This window comes from Nostoc sp. (assembly GCF_036917315.1).
Taxonomy (GTDB): domain Bacteria; phylum Cyanobacteriota; class Cyanobacteriia; order Cyanobacteriales; family Nostocaceae; genus Nostoc.
Genome location: NZ_JBALDR010000071.1, coordinates 166,622 through 180,125 on the forward strand (window position 1 = coordinate 166,622; position 13,504 = coordinate 180,125).

The following is a 13,504-nucleotide window of genomic DNA, read 5'->3' on the forward strand; positions in this document are numbered from 1 at the left end:
GAATTACGAATTAGTTAAAATCTTATTCCCAATTGCCCGTTAAAACCACGAACAGAATTGTAACCAGCACCAACAAAAACGTTATTAGTAGCACCTACCTGAACGCCACCTGAAACTGCAACACCTTTATCCTCTGAATACAGTCCAATTCCTACATAAGGTGAAATTACAGGCAAATTGATAAATTTTAAAACATCTACTCCCGTAGCACCATCAGCGCCAGTTCCCACTTCAACCCCGAAATTCAAAGCCCTAGCTCCGACAGCATAAGTTAGATCGCCATCTTTTCCACCGACTGAAACCCAAGGTTGCGGTATCAGTTGAGCCGATGCTTGACTTGGGGCAAACAAAGTTAACAAACCTATAGATGTAATTAATGTTTTAGCAATAATCGCTATTTTCACGATGTTCTCCGATTAATTGTTTTTAGGACTGATACCAATCCTTTATGAGGACGCATAAAAAGAACCCCAGTGCCGTAACATCTCCTTTTGGTAATACCATTTGCAAAAAAACCTACAGATGCAAAGCTGGAAATCCAGATTAAATATAACCCCTCTTAATTACGAATTACTAATTACGTAGCTTACTTCTTACCTTTGACAAGTATTGCGAATTACAAATTGGTATTATTATCTCAACAATTTGCTAAAAACAATTTGAGTATTGGGAATTTGGAGGGGGTTGCAGAGTGGCTGATGAACGCATAGTCAATACACAACAGATTTATCCAAAGGATTTTTCCTGGGGATTATGGCCTGTTGTGCCACTCTACCCCTACGGTAGGCGGCAAACAATTCGTCAAGAAGTGCTTAAGGACACAATCTGGAATTTTGACCAGATTCAAGGCATTTTCTACGTTGTTGTCCCGATTCGCATGACTGTTGTGAAGTTGGAAACCGGGGGTCTTCTCGTCTATGCGCCTGTTGCACCAACGCCAGAGTGTATGAGACTTGTGAATGAGTTGGTGGCGAAATATGGCAGCATTAAGTACATCATTTTGCCAACAATCTCTGGTATAGAACACAAAGTCTTCGTTGGCCCCTTCGCCAGATACTTTCCGACTGCACAGGTGTTTGTAGCTCCCCATCAGTGGAGTTTCCCACTCAATCTTCCCCTTAGCTGGCTTGGCTTACCCCCAAAACGAACTCAAGTACTTCCAGAAGATAGCAGCAAAACACCTTTTGCTGACGAATTTGATTATGCAATGCTGGGCCCCATCGGTCTTGGCCCTGGTAGGTTTGCGGAAGTTGCTTTTTTCCACAAGCGATCGCATACTCTTTTAGTGACAGATTCTGTGCTTTCTATCCCAGAAGATCCACCTGCGATCGTTCTCTTAGATTCATATCCCTTATTATTCCATGCCAAGGATTATGCTTCCGATCTTGTTGCAGATAATCAGGTAAATCGCCGTAAGGGTTGGCAGCGCATCTGTCTGTTTGCTTTGTATTTTCAACCACAGGCATTAGATATAGCCCAATGGAGTCAGGTTTTACAAGATTCCTTGAAAGCCCCAGAACGCTCAAGGAAAGCTTATTTTGGATTGTACCCCTTTAAATGGCAATCAGATTGGCAGCGATCGTTTGATGCCCTGCGAGGTGATGGGCGTTTATTTGTCGCACCAATTTTACAAACACTGATTCTCAACCGCGCACCGAAGGAAACCATTGACTGGGCTGATAAAGTTGCAAGTTGGAACTTTGAGTGGATAATTCCCTGCCACTTTGATTCGCCAATTAAAGCTAAACCGCATCAGTTTCGCCAAGCTTTCTCTTTTTTGGAAAAGCAGCCTACTTTCAGCGGGGGTTTGTTCAGTAGTAGCAGCTATCCTTTACCGGAGGAAGATTTTAAAACACTTAGGGAAATCGATGCAGGTTTAAATAAGTTTGGCATTGTGCCAGCAGCAAAGGAGAAAGTGTAGGAGAGACGATATAGCGCAATACAGTTACAGGATAAGGGACTTCCAACAAATAAATTATCCAATCTTGTGGGGTGGACATCTTGTCCGCCGTTGGCTTGGGGCAGGCAAGACGAGACGCCCACCCCACAAAAAGTAGTTGAGTATTTTTTTATTTGGAGTTCCCTAAGCAACAAAACCCCGATCTAGAGACGCGATTTATCGCATCTTGAAAGACTAATTATCCTTCACTGAATCATATTGCAATATAGCGTTCTCCTTTGGATGCAGGTAACACAGCTAGCTAGCTGTGCTACCAAAGCTATGTATCTGTATCAGGTGTTTCGTGGAATGGTATAAGTGCTGGAAATTATGATTAGCCACCGATAGTCGTGCGCTCAATCACAGAGGGTGCACTCGAACCGTTGCCTTTGCCTTGTGTTTGTCCAACTTTCGGCGTACCATGCAGTCGGAGATCGGGCTGGGGTGGTTCCGGTTCTGGGCCTAGTGGTTGGGGATTTTCCACATACTCGAATTCGCCTTTGCCATCCATTGAGGGGCCTTTTGCCCAACGACCTTCGGCACTTTCGGTTCCTTCTGAGTGATTCCAGAACTGATAAGAAAACTCGCGTTTCTCCAAATCCAACGGGAAGGAACTGGGAACTGGAGTCGTTTCCATTCCAGAACTTTCTAAATCTTCAATGGTGGCTAGCCACAGGTTTTGGTGCATCGTATCACGGGCGATCATAAAGCTCAAGGTATCTTTCACCCCTGGGTCGTCCGTCATTTCATACAGTCGCACTGCTTGCAAACGTCCCTGACTTTCTGCGTGGAGATTAGACCGGAAATCTGCCAACAGGTTGCCACTGGAGACAATAAAACGACCATTCCAAGGATAGCCGACGCTATCAGAAGGTGTTGCTCCCAAACCAGAGACAATGGCGTGTTGGGGGTTCATCGCTGCCGCCATAATTACATCCCGTGGGTTACTACCGCCCATCACAGCACCCACAACCGCATCTTTGACACTTTCTTCTTGCATTTTGAGCGGCGCTTTATCTAGAAGATGGGCAATCATCGTTGCCAGCATCTCAATGTGACCGATTTCTTCAGTCCCAACATCTAGCAGCATATCTCGGTACTTGGCAGGGCCTCGACAGTTCCAGCCCTGAAACAGATACTGCATCATCACAGTCATTTCACCAAAAGTACCGCCGATGAGTTCTTGAATTTTCATTGCATAAACCGCATCTGGTTTTTCTGGCGGCTTAAAATACTGGAGTTTCTTAGTGTGATAAAACATTTGAATTCCTCGTTAATTGCAGAGGCTGCTTACACAAAATCAATACAGTTGCCAAACTTTTATCCGATATTTGTGTAGCCTCTTCTTATCTAGGAAACTAATCAAATGTTTTATCTTCATCAGCCTCTAGTCGGATAAAAAAAATACTTTTAAATAAGTATTTCGACTAGTTTTTTTTATTTATAGTTCTGTCTAGGAATGGATTCATATTAGGTCCACTTGCTTACAATCACTCAACGCATCACCCCACCCTAACCCTGCCCGTATGTATTGGCTACGGTGTATACACAAGTTTTTGAAATAGCTGATTAACCAAGGTTCTACCCCACCCTAACCCTCCCCTTATAAAGTGGAGGGAACTAGATTTATTGCAATATATCGGGGGGATTAAGGGGGGTAAGAGAACTGCTATATCTATATCTATATTTAATTTCAGCAGATGTCTAATAGTGTTTAATCCCCTTAAACCGTTCTTGCGCCGCTTTAAATGCTTCTTGCATCACCAATTGAATTTTTTGGGGATCGGGTTTCTTACCTCCCATTAAATCGCCAAAATAAACACAGGCTGCTTCGCCTAGTGCCCAAGTATAGGCGGCTGCCCAAGAAGCAGCGATCGCACTCCCAAAACCTGGTATAAATTTAATTAACTCTCGGGCAATTGCCTGTGCTAAAAAACCACCTGCGATCGCACTCACAACGCCTCCCGCCTGAGATGGAGTAACTGTTTGCCCATATAATTTACCCAACAGTCCCACCATTGATCCTTGCAAAGCAGTGAGTACGGGCATTGTGGCAAATGGTAGAGGTACGGCAGCCAAAGTTGCAGACATGATCGCAAATGGCAAAATATAACGGCGTGCAGTATCTCGGTAAAGGTTGCCAATTTGCTTCCCAACTTCTTCTCGATCTAATAGCTGATAAATCGCTTGGGCTTCTGCTTGTGGGAGTAGTTCTGCTAAGGAATCTCGCAGTGCTTCTAAGCCATAAAATACTTGAGTGTAGCCATCTTCTTCTAAGGTAAAGTCAATGAGTACAGAGCGATCGCTTATTCCTGCAAAGGCTTGTTGCATTGCGGCAAATGCGCGGTTGACTTCCTGATAATCTGGCGGATAGGTGGGATGATCGATGGTATTGCCAGGATAAACTTCGTGCAAGCAGGTAACTACCAGCAGACAGGGAATGTCTGGATACTTCTGGCGCAGTTGTTGAGCAATTTGTCGTAGGGTATCAGTTGCAAAATCATTAATTTTAACCGTCAAAAGCAGGATTCTGGCGGAACGAGTTTCCTGTTGTAAATCGCCAACTAACTCCTGAATAATTTTTTGAGTATCTTGTTTGACATCACCCAGTCCCACTGTATCAGTAAAAATTAGTAGCGGCAGGTCATTGGAAGGATAAGCATAGCGCTGGGTGTGTTGCGTGTGTGGGCGAAATCCTTGACCGACAATTTCAGCAGAAACTCCCGTCAATCCCCGCACAATTGAACTTTTTCCGGCTTGGGGTTTACCAATCAAGAGGGCTTCTGTGGTTGGCAGTTCGGCTCGGATTTTCTCTAAAATCTCTGCAACCTGAGTATCGCTCACACTAAACCATTCCACAACTGTCTGTGCCAGTTGTTCCACGGGTAGGTGTTGTGTTAGACGTGTTGTTGCTTTGTTCCACACACCAGCAATCTGATTTTTCCAGGAATTATCGGCCGACTTGGTAATCGTTTTGTCGGCCGGTTCGCTCAATTGCTGAGAATCAGTTGATGGTAAATCAGCATCACGTTGCTCAGTCATTTTCATCCAAACCTAGAAGACCCTTTTTGTCATCTTATAGCGATTTTCAAAGGGATAACTAGTACCTTTAGTAGTGTTATAAATCTAAGCGATCGCGTTTTGGCTGACAATGCGATTGTTCCGACTAACAATGCGATTGGTTTTTCAAGACGCGATTTATCGCGTCTTTACAATCTGGGTTTTGTCGGAAAATTTGCCCACCCTGCGGGATCTTGCTACATCCCCCAACCCCTTCTCCCAATATTGGGAGAGAGGAGCGAATTTCAAAGTCCCTCTCCCAAGCTTGGGAGAGGGATTTAGGGTGAGGGCTTTTGATTCAGGATTTAGTATCAACTTGGTTCAATCAAATCAGCGATCGCTTTTACCAATACATCTGGATCTACTGGTTTAGAGATATGCATTTGAAATCTTGCTGCTGATTCATTTTTAGAAATTTATTTCGAGTTTATTTTATCCATCTGATGGTTTCTCTGTGAGGCGCTCTTTCCAGTATTCCGGTTCACGACTACAGTGCATTACCGCCAAAATTAAAACGCGATCTTCCTCAATAGTGTATAAAATTCCATAGGGAAATTTGCGCGTTAGACATCGACGAATGTCTTCGTCAACAATAGCCCAACGAGTCGGTGACTGGATAATTCGGAAAATTGCATCCTCAACCGCATTAATAAATGCTTGTGCTAATTCAACCCGGCGCTCTGCGTAAAACTTGACTGCTTCACCGTATTCACTCAATGCTTCTGGATGAAAGACGTATTTCATTACTCCAAAAGTTGTCTTACTCTAGCTAACGCTTCCTCTCCAGGAATGGGTGAAACCGCACCGCGACGAACTTCATCTCTACGCTTCTTGGCTTCATCTGTCCACAGTGTTTGGAGTGTTTCGTCTACATCAAATTCAAGACTTTCAACCAGTTTTTCTGCCAACAATGCTCTCGCTGCACTGGGCAAAGTTAAGGCTTCTTTCATTATCTGCTCAACAGATGCCATAATTCCTGAAAGCATAAGGACTATTCAGAGTCTAGCAGGAAAGCAGTAGACATCGCACAACACTAAAGTGATGGACAGCCGACGGACGCTTATCTATATCAACTTGGCTCAATCAAATCAGCGATCGCTTTCACCAATACATCTGGATCTACTGGTTTGGAGATATGCATTTGAAATCCTGCGGCTAATGCTTGCTGCTGATTCATTTCCCCTGCATAGGCTGTCAGAGCGATCGCTGGGACATTTCCTCCTTGTTCAGGGGATCGCGATCGCACTTCCCGCATCAGCATATAACCGTCTGTTTTTGGCATTCCAATATCGCTAATTAAAACATCTGGTATCGACTCAGACAGCGCTTGTAATGCTTCCTGTGCTGAGGATACGGCGGTTACTTGCACGCCGTAGTCTTGCAAAATAAAGGTAATTAAATCGCGGATATCTGGTTCATCGTCCACTACCAAAACTTGAGTGTCTGCAAGCAGCGAGGATTCCGGCTCAGAATATGAAGACTGATTTTCTTCACCCCGAACCTGTTCGCTTCTAACCAAAAGCGGTAAATCGACAGTGAAGCTTGCACCCAATCCTTCTCCAAGACTTTCGGCTTGAACATTTCCCCCATGCATTTCTACAACCTTACGCACAATCGCTAGTCCTAAACCTAGTCCACCAAATGTGCGTGTAGTTGTGCCATCAGATTGACGAAAGTAATCGAACACATAAGGCAAAAAGTCCAGGCTAATTCCCTTACCTGTATCGCTGATCTGAATTTGAGCCTGATTACCAGCTTCCATGAGTCGAATTTCTACCCGTCCGCCTGTTGGTGTAAATTTTACCGCATTAGAAAGCAAGTTCCACACAACTTGTTGCAGCCGATTTGGGTCGCCCATCACTTGTCCCAAATTGGTATCAAATACGGTCTGAATTTGAATTGACTTGGCTTGTGCTGCTAATTTTACCGTTTCTAGTGCTGCTTCAACTACCATTACCAAGCTGACAGGACAGATATTCAAGTTTAATTTTCCTTGGAGAATGCGCGACACATCCAACAAATCTTCAATTAGCTGGGTTTGTAACTTGGCGTTGCGTTCAATGGTTTCTAAGGCGTGGTGAGTAGTTTTTTCATCAAACTTGCGAGTCCGCAGCATTTTCGACCATCCCAGAATAGAGTTGAGTGGGGTTCGCAGTTCATGGGAGAGAACCGCCAGAAATTCATCTTTAATTTTGCTGGCAATTTCTGCTTGTTGTCGTGCTGTCTTTTCGCACTCTAGTAGGCGATCGCATTCTTTTTCAGCCAATTTGCGCTCGGTGATGTCGAGTACAAAAGCAACACCATGTTCTTGAGAATCATTCAGCAAGGCTACCCCTAAAACAATCGGTACTCGCTTGCCGTCGCGGTGGATGTACTCTTTCTCATAAATTTTGGAAACTCCGGTGGTTTGCACCTCCAAAATGGCGCGATCGTCTAAATCTTGATACTCAACAGGAGTAAGTTCTTTCCAATTAATTCTGCCTAAAGTAGCAAACTCATCACGAGTGTAGCCAGCTAGTTGAAGAAAGGCATCATTGGCATCAATCACAAAGCCATGCACATTCCAAAAAGCGACCCCAATCAAGTTAGATTCAAACAAACGCCGAAATCGCGCTTCACTTTCACGTAAAATTTTTTCTGCCCGTTTGTGTTCGGTAATATCGCGAGAAACAGTAATTACGCCTTCAATAGTTTGGTCAACATTCCGTAATGGTGTGAGAATATATTCATAATAATGTAGCCCATCACGATTAACATATTTACACTCATCTTTAATCGGTTGACCCGTTTTCATTACAGCAAGTCGTTGATTCTCTACCTGCGTGATTAGGTCTGCGGGTAAATCCATTTCTGACAACGTTTTACCGATAATATCTTGGGTATCTAAACCTAGTATAGTTGCTCCATCACGGCTGACATACTGATAACAACCTTGGCGATCAAAAATATAAATATGATCCACTGAAGCGGTAAGGATGGCATTTAAAATATTTGCCTGTTCTTGGACTTGTGTCGTGAGTTCGCGAGTACTTTCTACTGCTTGCTTACACACAGTAGTTTCCATACAAACGCCGATCATTCGCACCGCTTGTCCTTGAGAATTATAGATAAATTTTCCGTTGGCAGAAATCCAATGTGTACTTTGGTCTGAGCGAACTATCCGAAATTCATCATTGTAGTCAGTCTTTTGTGCCAAAGCCTGAGCGATCGCTTGCATTACAGATTGGCTATCTTCAGGATGAACGAACTTTTGAAACGTCTCATAAGGGCTATCAAAACTACTTGGAAGTAGACCAAAAAGCAGTTCATAATTTTCCGACCAGATGACTTGGTTGGTAACAATATTCCAATCCCACAAGCCCATCTGGGATACATCTAGAGTTAGCCTCAGCCGTTCTTCACTCTCCCTGAGAAGTCCTTCTAGCTGCTGACGCGCCGCAATTTCTTGTTGGAGTTGCTCTAAAATTACTGCTACCTCTGTTGACAGATTGAGATGTACAGATGTTTCCTTAACTTCAATCTGAGAATTTTCTGCTTCTACTGGCAGCTTTCTTTTTAGTTCTGTTAATTGTTCCTCAAGTGCTGCTTGCCTTTGTTGATAAAATCTCTCTGATTGCTCTAACTCAGCTATACGCTGCCGTAAAATTGCTAATTCATCAGTGAGTTGAAAGTTAACTTTATCAACATTTTGCATTTTGTACACCGCTAATATTTAACTATATCGACTTGAAGATTATGTATTCCCTAGTTTGATCTATGAATTTTTCAACTATCAAATGTAATCTATCAAAGGTTACATAAAAATAAAATTAAAAAATAAATAATAATTATACTAATCATTTTGCTTATTGAATATATGCTTTATTAAGCAAAAACAGTTGAGTAATTTCAGCCAAAAGGTATATATGAGTTTTGATAGCTGTAGGGTAAGCACTGCCAAAAATATTAAAATTGAGCTTTGTGACATCAGTTAGTTAATAGTGCCCACCCTATAAAAATAGCTAGATAGCTAAATAAAGTTTATCTCTTCAATCGAATGAAGGCTGCGCCAATTAATAATCCCACAACCTGCCCTAAGAAGACAACACCCGATTGATTTACGCCAACAGGAGGAATATTTAAGCTACCGATACCATAAAATAATTGTTGTAAAAACCACCAAAATATATAGAAGAAGGCTGGTATTTGGATAGGGATATACAAGATTATTAGGGGTAAAACAGTGTCAATTTTAGCTTTAGGAAACTTCATAACGTATGCTCCTAAAATAGCTGCGATCGCACCATTTGCCCCAATCAATGGAACTGTCAAACTCGGTTCAAGCAGAATTTGTATTACCTCTGTCATTACACCAGCAGCCAGATAAAACCCTAGATAGCGTCCATGTCCTAGAAGATTTTCTACAGTTTTTCCAAAAACCCACAAAAATAGCAGATTTCCTAATATTTGACTAAAACTCCCGTGTAGAAATATGCCAAAAAATAGGGTAAATACCCGCCAAATGACAACTATCCAAGCAGCAGAGTTGAAAAAGAGAGCATTGGTAACTGCTCCACTAATCTGCGCTGGAATCATACCCCAAGTATTCACAAAATAACCTAATTGACCGCTAAACTCTAGTTGAAGTTCCCATAAAAATACAGCCAGATTAATGGTAATCAACCAGTAATTAATAATTGGTTTACTTCGACAACGAATATTATCACTAATAGGAATCATATAGATTGGTCATTTGTCATTTGTCATTGGTCATTGGTCATTGGTCGTTAGTTTTCTATTTCTGCTCCTCTGCTCCTCTGCTCCTCTGCTCCTCTGCTCCTCTGCCCCTCTGCTCCTCTGCTTCCTACTCCCCCACTCCCTCCACTCCGTCAGTCCTCCTTAACCTGTGGCAAGATTGAAATCAGATCGCATCCCACTTAACTAGGCAAACAAGATGCTAGGAAACACACTTGTAGGAAGATACCAAATTATTAGTAACTTGGGAGGTGGGGGTTTTGGTGAAACTTTTGTGGCTTGTGATACCCAATTACCTGGTTCACCTCTATGTGTTGTTAAGAAACTCAAACCCCAGTCCAGCGATCCGGTAACTTTGGAAACAGCTAGACGTTTATTTGATACGGAAGCACAAGTTCTGTATAAATTAGGAACTCACGATCGCATTCCCCAACTTTTAGCTTACTTTGAGGAAAATGCCGAATTCTATCTTGTACAGGAATTGATCGAAGGTCATGACCTGAGTAAAGAATTAACATCAGGTAAAATCCTCAGTCAAGAGGAAGTAATTTCACTTTTACAAGAACTTTTGGCAATCTTAGAATTTGTCCATCAACAGAATGTAATTCATCGTGATGTTAATCCCCACAATATCCTCAGACGCCAACCAGATGGCAAATTAATTTTAATTGATTTTGGTGCAGTTAAACAAATTGCAACTCAAGTTATTACTCCCCAAGGTCAAACTTTAGCAACAGTAGCTATCGGTACGCCTGGATATATTCCTGGCGAACAAGCTCATGGTACGCCAAAATTAAGCAGTGATATCTATGCTGCGGGAATAATTGCTATTCAAGCTCTCACTGGATTATCACCAGAAGAAATAGTAAAAGATGCTGATACTAATGAAATTATCTGGCACGATAAAGCTACAGTAACACCAGAATTTGCTAAATTCTTAGATAGAATGGTCTGCTACGATTTTCGGCAACGCTATCCTTCGGCAACGGTGGCATTACAAGCGCTGAAAGAGTTAAGACAACCACCTGTTCAGACAATAGCGTTAACTCCTCCTTCTCCACCAAAAAATATCAACAAACCTGAACCAAAAAAAGGTATTTTAGGTAAAATTTTACTAACAATATTTTTCTTTGCTGTTGGCGGAGTAGCATCAATATTTATTTGGAATTACATTAATTCAAATAATGCCATAGAATTATCTAAACAAGGAAATACGTTTTTTGATTTACAACGCTATCAAGACGCGCTAGAAGTATATGAAAAAGCCGTTAATATTAGACCAGATTATGCTCAAGGTTGGAATGGTCAAGGTAAAACACTAAATAAATTAAGAAAATACAAAGACGCATTAGTGGCGTATGATAAAGCAATTCAAATTCAGCCAGATTATTTAGATGCTTGGATTGGACGTGGTACTGTATTGGGAAATTTACAGCGATATCAAGAAGCGATCGCCTCTTTTGACAAAGCCTTAGAATTAAAGAATGACAACTCAGAAGTCTGGAATGCTAGGGGTGAAGCTTTCAGTAATTTAAACCAATACGACCAAGCAATTAAATCTTATGAAAAGGCAATTGAACTCAAACCAGATAATTACGAAGCTTGGTATAAAAAAGGATTAGCTTTGCAGAATTCTAGGCAATATGAAGAAGCGATCGCAGCCTATCAAAAAGTCGTTGATTTAAAACCAGACTACGAGCAAGCTTGGTATAATTTGGGTAATGCACTAGTCAATTTAAAACGCTATCAAGATGCATTTGCAGCTTATGATAAATCGGTGCAATATCAGCCAAATTATTACCAAGCTTGGTTGTCCAGAGGTAATATACTGCTGAATTTACAACGTTATCCAGAAGCGATTGAATCTTTTAATCAAGTAATTAAATACAGTCCGAGAAACTATCAAGCTTGGTATAATTTGGGATGGTCGCTGCATCAAAACCAACGCTATGAAGAAGCAATAAAATCTTATAATAAAGCGGCAACGATTAAGCAAAATGACTATCAACTCTGGTATAATTTAGGGAATTCACAATACATATTGCAGAAATACGAAGATGCGATCGCGTCTTATAATAAGGCAGTTCGATATAAAGTAGACCATTCCGAAAGCTGGTTTAGTAGAGGCAATGCTCTATTAAATTTAAAACGATATCAAGATGCGATCGCTTCTTACGATCGAGCAATAAAATACAAACCTAATTACCAACAAGCAATAGACGGCCGCAATCAAGCCCAAATTCAACTGCAAGGCGAAAAAGCAAAACCTGTACCTGTAATTGTACCAACTCTTCCATTTCCTAATTCCACTAATCCACCGCAGACAACACCCTAAGCAACCTATCAAATTGACGGGTTAGGATTGGATCGTGTTTATTGAATTGCCATAATAAAAGAACCTCAAAGAGTTTATTGTCTAATCAATCCTGCGACTAGGTAACTTAGTCCCGCACCTCTGACAAAACCCAGCATTTACATCATGGAAAGCTAAACCACAACCCGAACAAACTATTTCTACCTGATTAGCAGTTTTCACCACTTGTTTAATTAAATCCCCCACTTGCCAAGGAATCAGTGCGATTCCGGTAAAAATCATCAATACTGTTAGCAAACGTCCTAATTCCGAAATTGGAATAACATCACCAAATCCTACAGTTGTCATTGTGACAACAGAGAAGTAGAATGCATCCAAAAATGTACCGTAATTTTCAGGATTAACCGGATGCTCGACTTGATAAATTAAGCCAGAATAAATAAAAACAATTGCAAACAATGTAAATAATATTCGCGCGAAAATCATCCCATCTTCACTGCTGATACTAGCGAATAAAAACTTTCTATCTATAAATCTAATTAATCGTAAAATCCGAAACCATCGTAATAAGCGGATAAAACTAATATCCACCATACCTAGAAAAAATGGCAGAATCGCCATTAAGTCAATAATCGAATAAAAACTAAAAATATACTTAATTTTGTTTTCCGCACTCCACAAGCGGAGTAAATATTCCACAGCGAAAATGATGACGATCGCAGTATCAGCTACATTTAACTGAAACCTCATATAATCAGGAATGTTATATGTTTCTGCCACAAAAATTCCTGATGATATTAGCACCAAAGAGGCAAGGGTTAAATTAATCGCTTTACCTATTGGTGTTTCTAGGTCTTCTAAGTAAAACTCTGTTTCTTGTCTGCTCAGTAACATATTCGACCATTAATACATCTTAATTCCCAGTTATAACATTAGAAATACGATATTATTAACCATTATCCTTATGTTAACCTCAGCTTATATGAACCCAGAATCTTTTATGCGTTTAGCATTGGCAGAAGCAAAAGAAGGTGATGCGCCCTATGGTGCAGTGATTGTTAAAGATAACGAAGTCGTTGCCGTAGCTCATAATACTGTGAGGAGAGACAACGATCCATCAGCCCATGCAGAAATCAATGCTATTCGTAGTTTAACAGCTAAACTGAAAAACCCCTCTTTAGAAGGTTATAGCATATATACAACTGGCGAACCTTGTCCGATGTGTGCAACTGCCTGTGTTTGGAGTGGTTTATCAGAAATTGTATATGGTGCTTCAATCCAAGATTTAATTTCAGTAAATCAATCACAAATTAATATATCTTGCGAAGAGGTAATCGATAATTCATTTAGGAAAATAAAAGTCACAAAAGGCGTTTTAAAAAATGAATGTTTGGAGTTATTTAAATAAGCTATAGCGCTTCTTAGTTGAGTTCAATACAGACCTAACCCTCAGCCCC

General features: G+C 41.1%; 11 protein-coding genes. 3 read left to right on the plus strand and 8 right to left on the minus strand.

Features of this window, described 5'->3' with window-relative positions:
• Positions 1-14: 14 nt before the first annotated feature.
• Positions 15-404, minus strand: a complete 390-nt coding sequence (locus V7K84_RS33440) for a hypothetical protein (protein WP_334844686.1) — start codon at positions 402-404, stop codon at positions 15-17.
• A gap of 287 nt (positions 405-691) precedes the next feature.
• Between V7K84_RS33440 and V7K84_RS33445 the strand changes: the two genes are divergently transcribed.
• Complete coding sequence (locus V7K84_RS33445) at positions 692-1,921, plus strand: DUF4336 domain-containing protein (RefSeq protein ID WP_334844689.1); 1,230 nt, start codon at positions 692-694, stop codon at positions 1,919-1,921.
• Positions 1,922-2,273: 352 nt separating this feature from the next.
• Here the strand turns inward: V7K84_RS33445 and V7K84_RS33450 are convergent, their stop codons facing one another.
• The 6 genes from V7K84_RS33450 to V7K84_RS33475 form a co-directional block, all read right to left on the minus strand.
• Complete coding sequence (locus V7K84_RS33450) at positions 2,274-3,200, minus strand: manganese catalase family protein (RefSeq protein ID WP_334844692.1); 927 nt, start codon at positions 3,198-3,200, stop codon at positions 2,274-2,276.
• A gap of 443 nt (positions 3,201-3,643) precedes the next feature.
• Positions 3,644-4,981, minus strand: coding sequence for a GTPase family protein (locus tag V7K84_RS33455; protein WP_334844693.1), 1,338 nt, complete (start codon positions 4,979-4,981; stop codon positions 3,644-3,646).
• 450 nt (positions 4,982-5,431) lie between these two features.
• Positions 5,432-5,743 carry a type II toxin-antitoxin system RelE/ParE family toxin gene (locus V7K84_RS33460; protein ID WP_334844695.1) on the minus strand — a complete coding sequence of 104 codons (312 nt, stop codon included), beginning with the start codon at positions 5,741-5,743 and terminating at the stop codon, positions 5,432-5,434.
• The gene (locus V7K84_RS33465) at positions 5,743-5,970 is read right to left on the minus strand and encodes an addiction module protein (RefSeq protein ID WP_334844697.1); all 228 of its coding nucleotides are present in this window, start codon (positions 5,968-5,970) and stop codon (positions 5,743-5,745) included. The genes V7K84_RS33460 and V7K84_RS33465 overlap by 1 nt, the downstream gene beginning before the upstream one ends.
• Before the next feature lie 98 nt (positions 5,971-6,068).
• The gene (locus V7K84_RS33470; protein ID WP_334844699.1) at positions 6,069-8,693 is read right to left on the minus strand and encodes a PAS domain-containing hybrid sensor histidine kinase/response regulator; all 2,625 of its coding nucleotides are present in this window, start codon (positions 8,691-8,693) and stop codon (positions 6,069-6,071) included.
• 326 nt (positions 8,694-9,019) lie between these two features.
• Positions 9,020-9,718, minus strand: coding sequence for a rhomboid family intramembrane serine protease (locus V7K84_RS33475; protein WP_334844700.1), 699 nt, complete (start codon positions 9,716-9,718; stop codon positions 9,020-9,022).
• Between the two features lie 214 nt (positions 9,719-9,932).
• Between V7K84_RS33475 and V7K84_RS33480 the strand changes: the two genes are divergently transcribed.
• Entirely contained in the window at positions 9,933-12,068 is a 2,136-nt protein-coding gene (locus V7K84_RS33480; RefSeq protein ID WP_334844702.1) for a tetratricopeptide repeat protein, read from the plus strand.
• An 81-nt stretch (positions 12,069-12,149) separates the two neighbouring features.
• Here V7K84_RS33480 and V7K84_RS33485 read toward each other — a convergent pair whose 3' ends face one another.
• Positions 12,150-12,941: an ion transporter gene (locus V7K84_RS33485; RefSeq protein ID WP_334844704.1), complete on the minus strand. Its 792-nt coding sequence runs from the start codon at positions 12,939-12,941 to the stop codon at positions 12,150-12,152.
• Between the two features lie 88 nt (positions 12,942-13,029).
• Between V7K84_RS33485 and V7K84_RS33490 the strand changes: the two genes are divergently transcribed.
• Positions 13,030-13,455 (plus strand): nucleoside deaminase, encoded by a 426-nt coding sequence (locus V7K84_RS33490; RefSeq protein WP_334844705.1) that lies wholly within the window; start codon positions 13,030-13,032, stop codon positions 13,453-13,455.
• The last annotated feature ends 49 nt before the right edge of the window (positions 13,456-13,504 follow it).

Bases quoted from the DNA above. Each gene is read 5' to 3' on its own strand.
- V7K84_RS33480 (WP_334844702.1), top strand. From the start codon at position 9,933: ATGCTAGGAAACACACTTGTAGGAAGATACCAAATTATTAGTAACTTG.
- V7K84_RS33475 (WP_334844700.1), bottom strand. From the start codon at position 9,718: ATGATTCCTATTAGTGATAATATTCGTTGTCGAAGTAAACCAATTATT.
- V7K84_RS33455 (WP_334844693.1), bottom strand. From the start codon at position 4,981: ATGACTGAGCAACGTGATGCTGATTTACCATCAACTGATTCTCAGCAA.
- V7K84_RS33450 (WP_334844692.1), bottom strand. From the start codon at position 3,200: ATGTTTTATCACACTAAGAAACTCCAGTATTTTAAGCCGCCAGAAAAA.
- V7K84_RS33465 (WP_334844697.1), bottom strand. From the start codon at position 5,970: ATGGCATCTGTTGAGCAGATAATGAAAGAAGCCTTAACTTTGCCCAGT.
- V7K84_RS33470 (WP_334844699.1), bottom strand. From the start codon at position 8,693: ATGCAAAATGTTGATAAAGTTAACTTTCAACTCACTGATGAATTAGCA.
- V7K84_RS33460 (WP_334844695.1), bottom strand. From the start codon at position 5,743: ATGAAATACGTCTTTCATCCAGAAGCATTGAGTGAATACGGTGAAGCA.
- V7K84_RS33490 (WP_334844705.1), top strand. From the start codon at position 13,030: ATGAACCCAGAATCTTTTATGCGTTTAGCATTGGCAGAAGCAAAAGAA.
- V7K84_RS33485 (WP_334844704.1), bottom strand. From the start codon at position 12,941: ATGTTACTGAGCAGACAAGAAACAGAGTTTTACTTAGAAGACCTAGAA.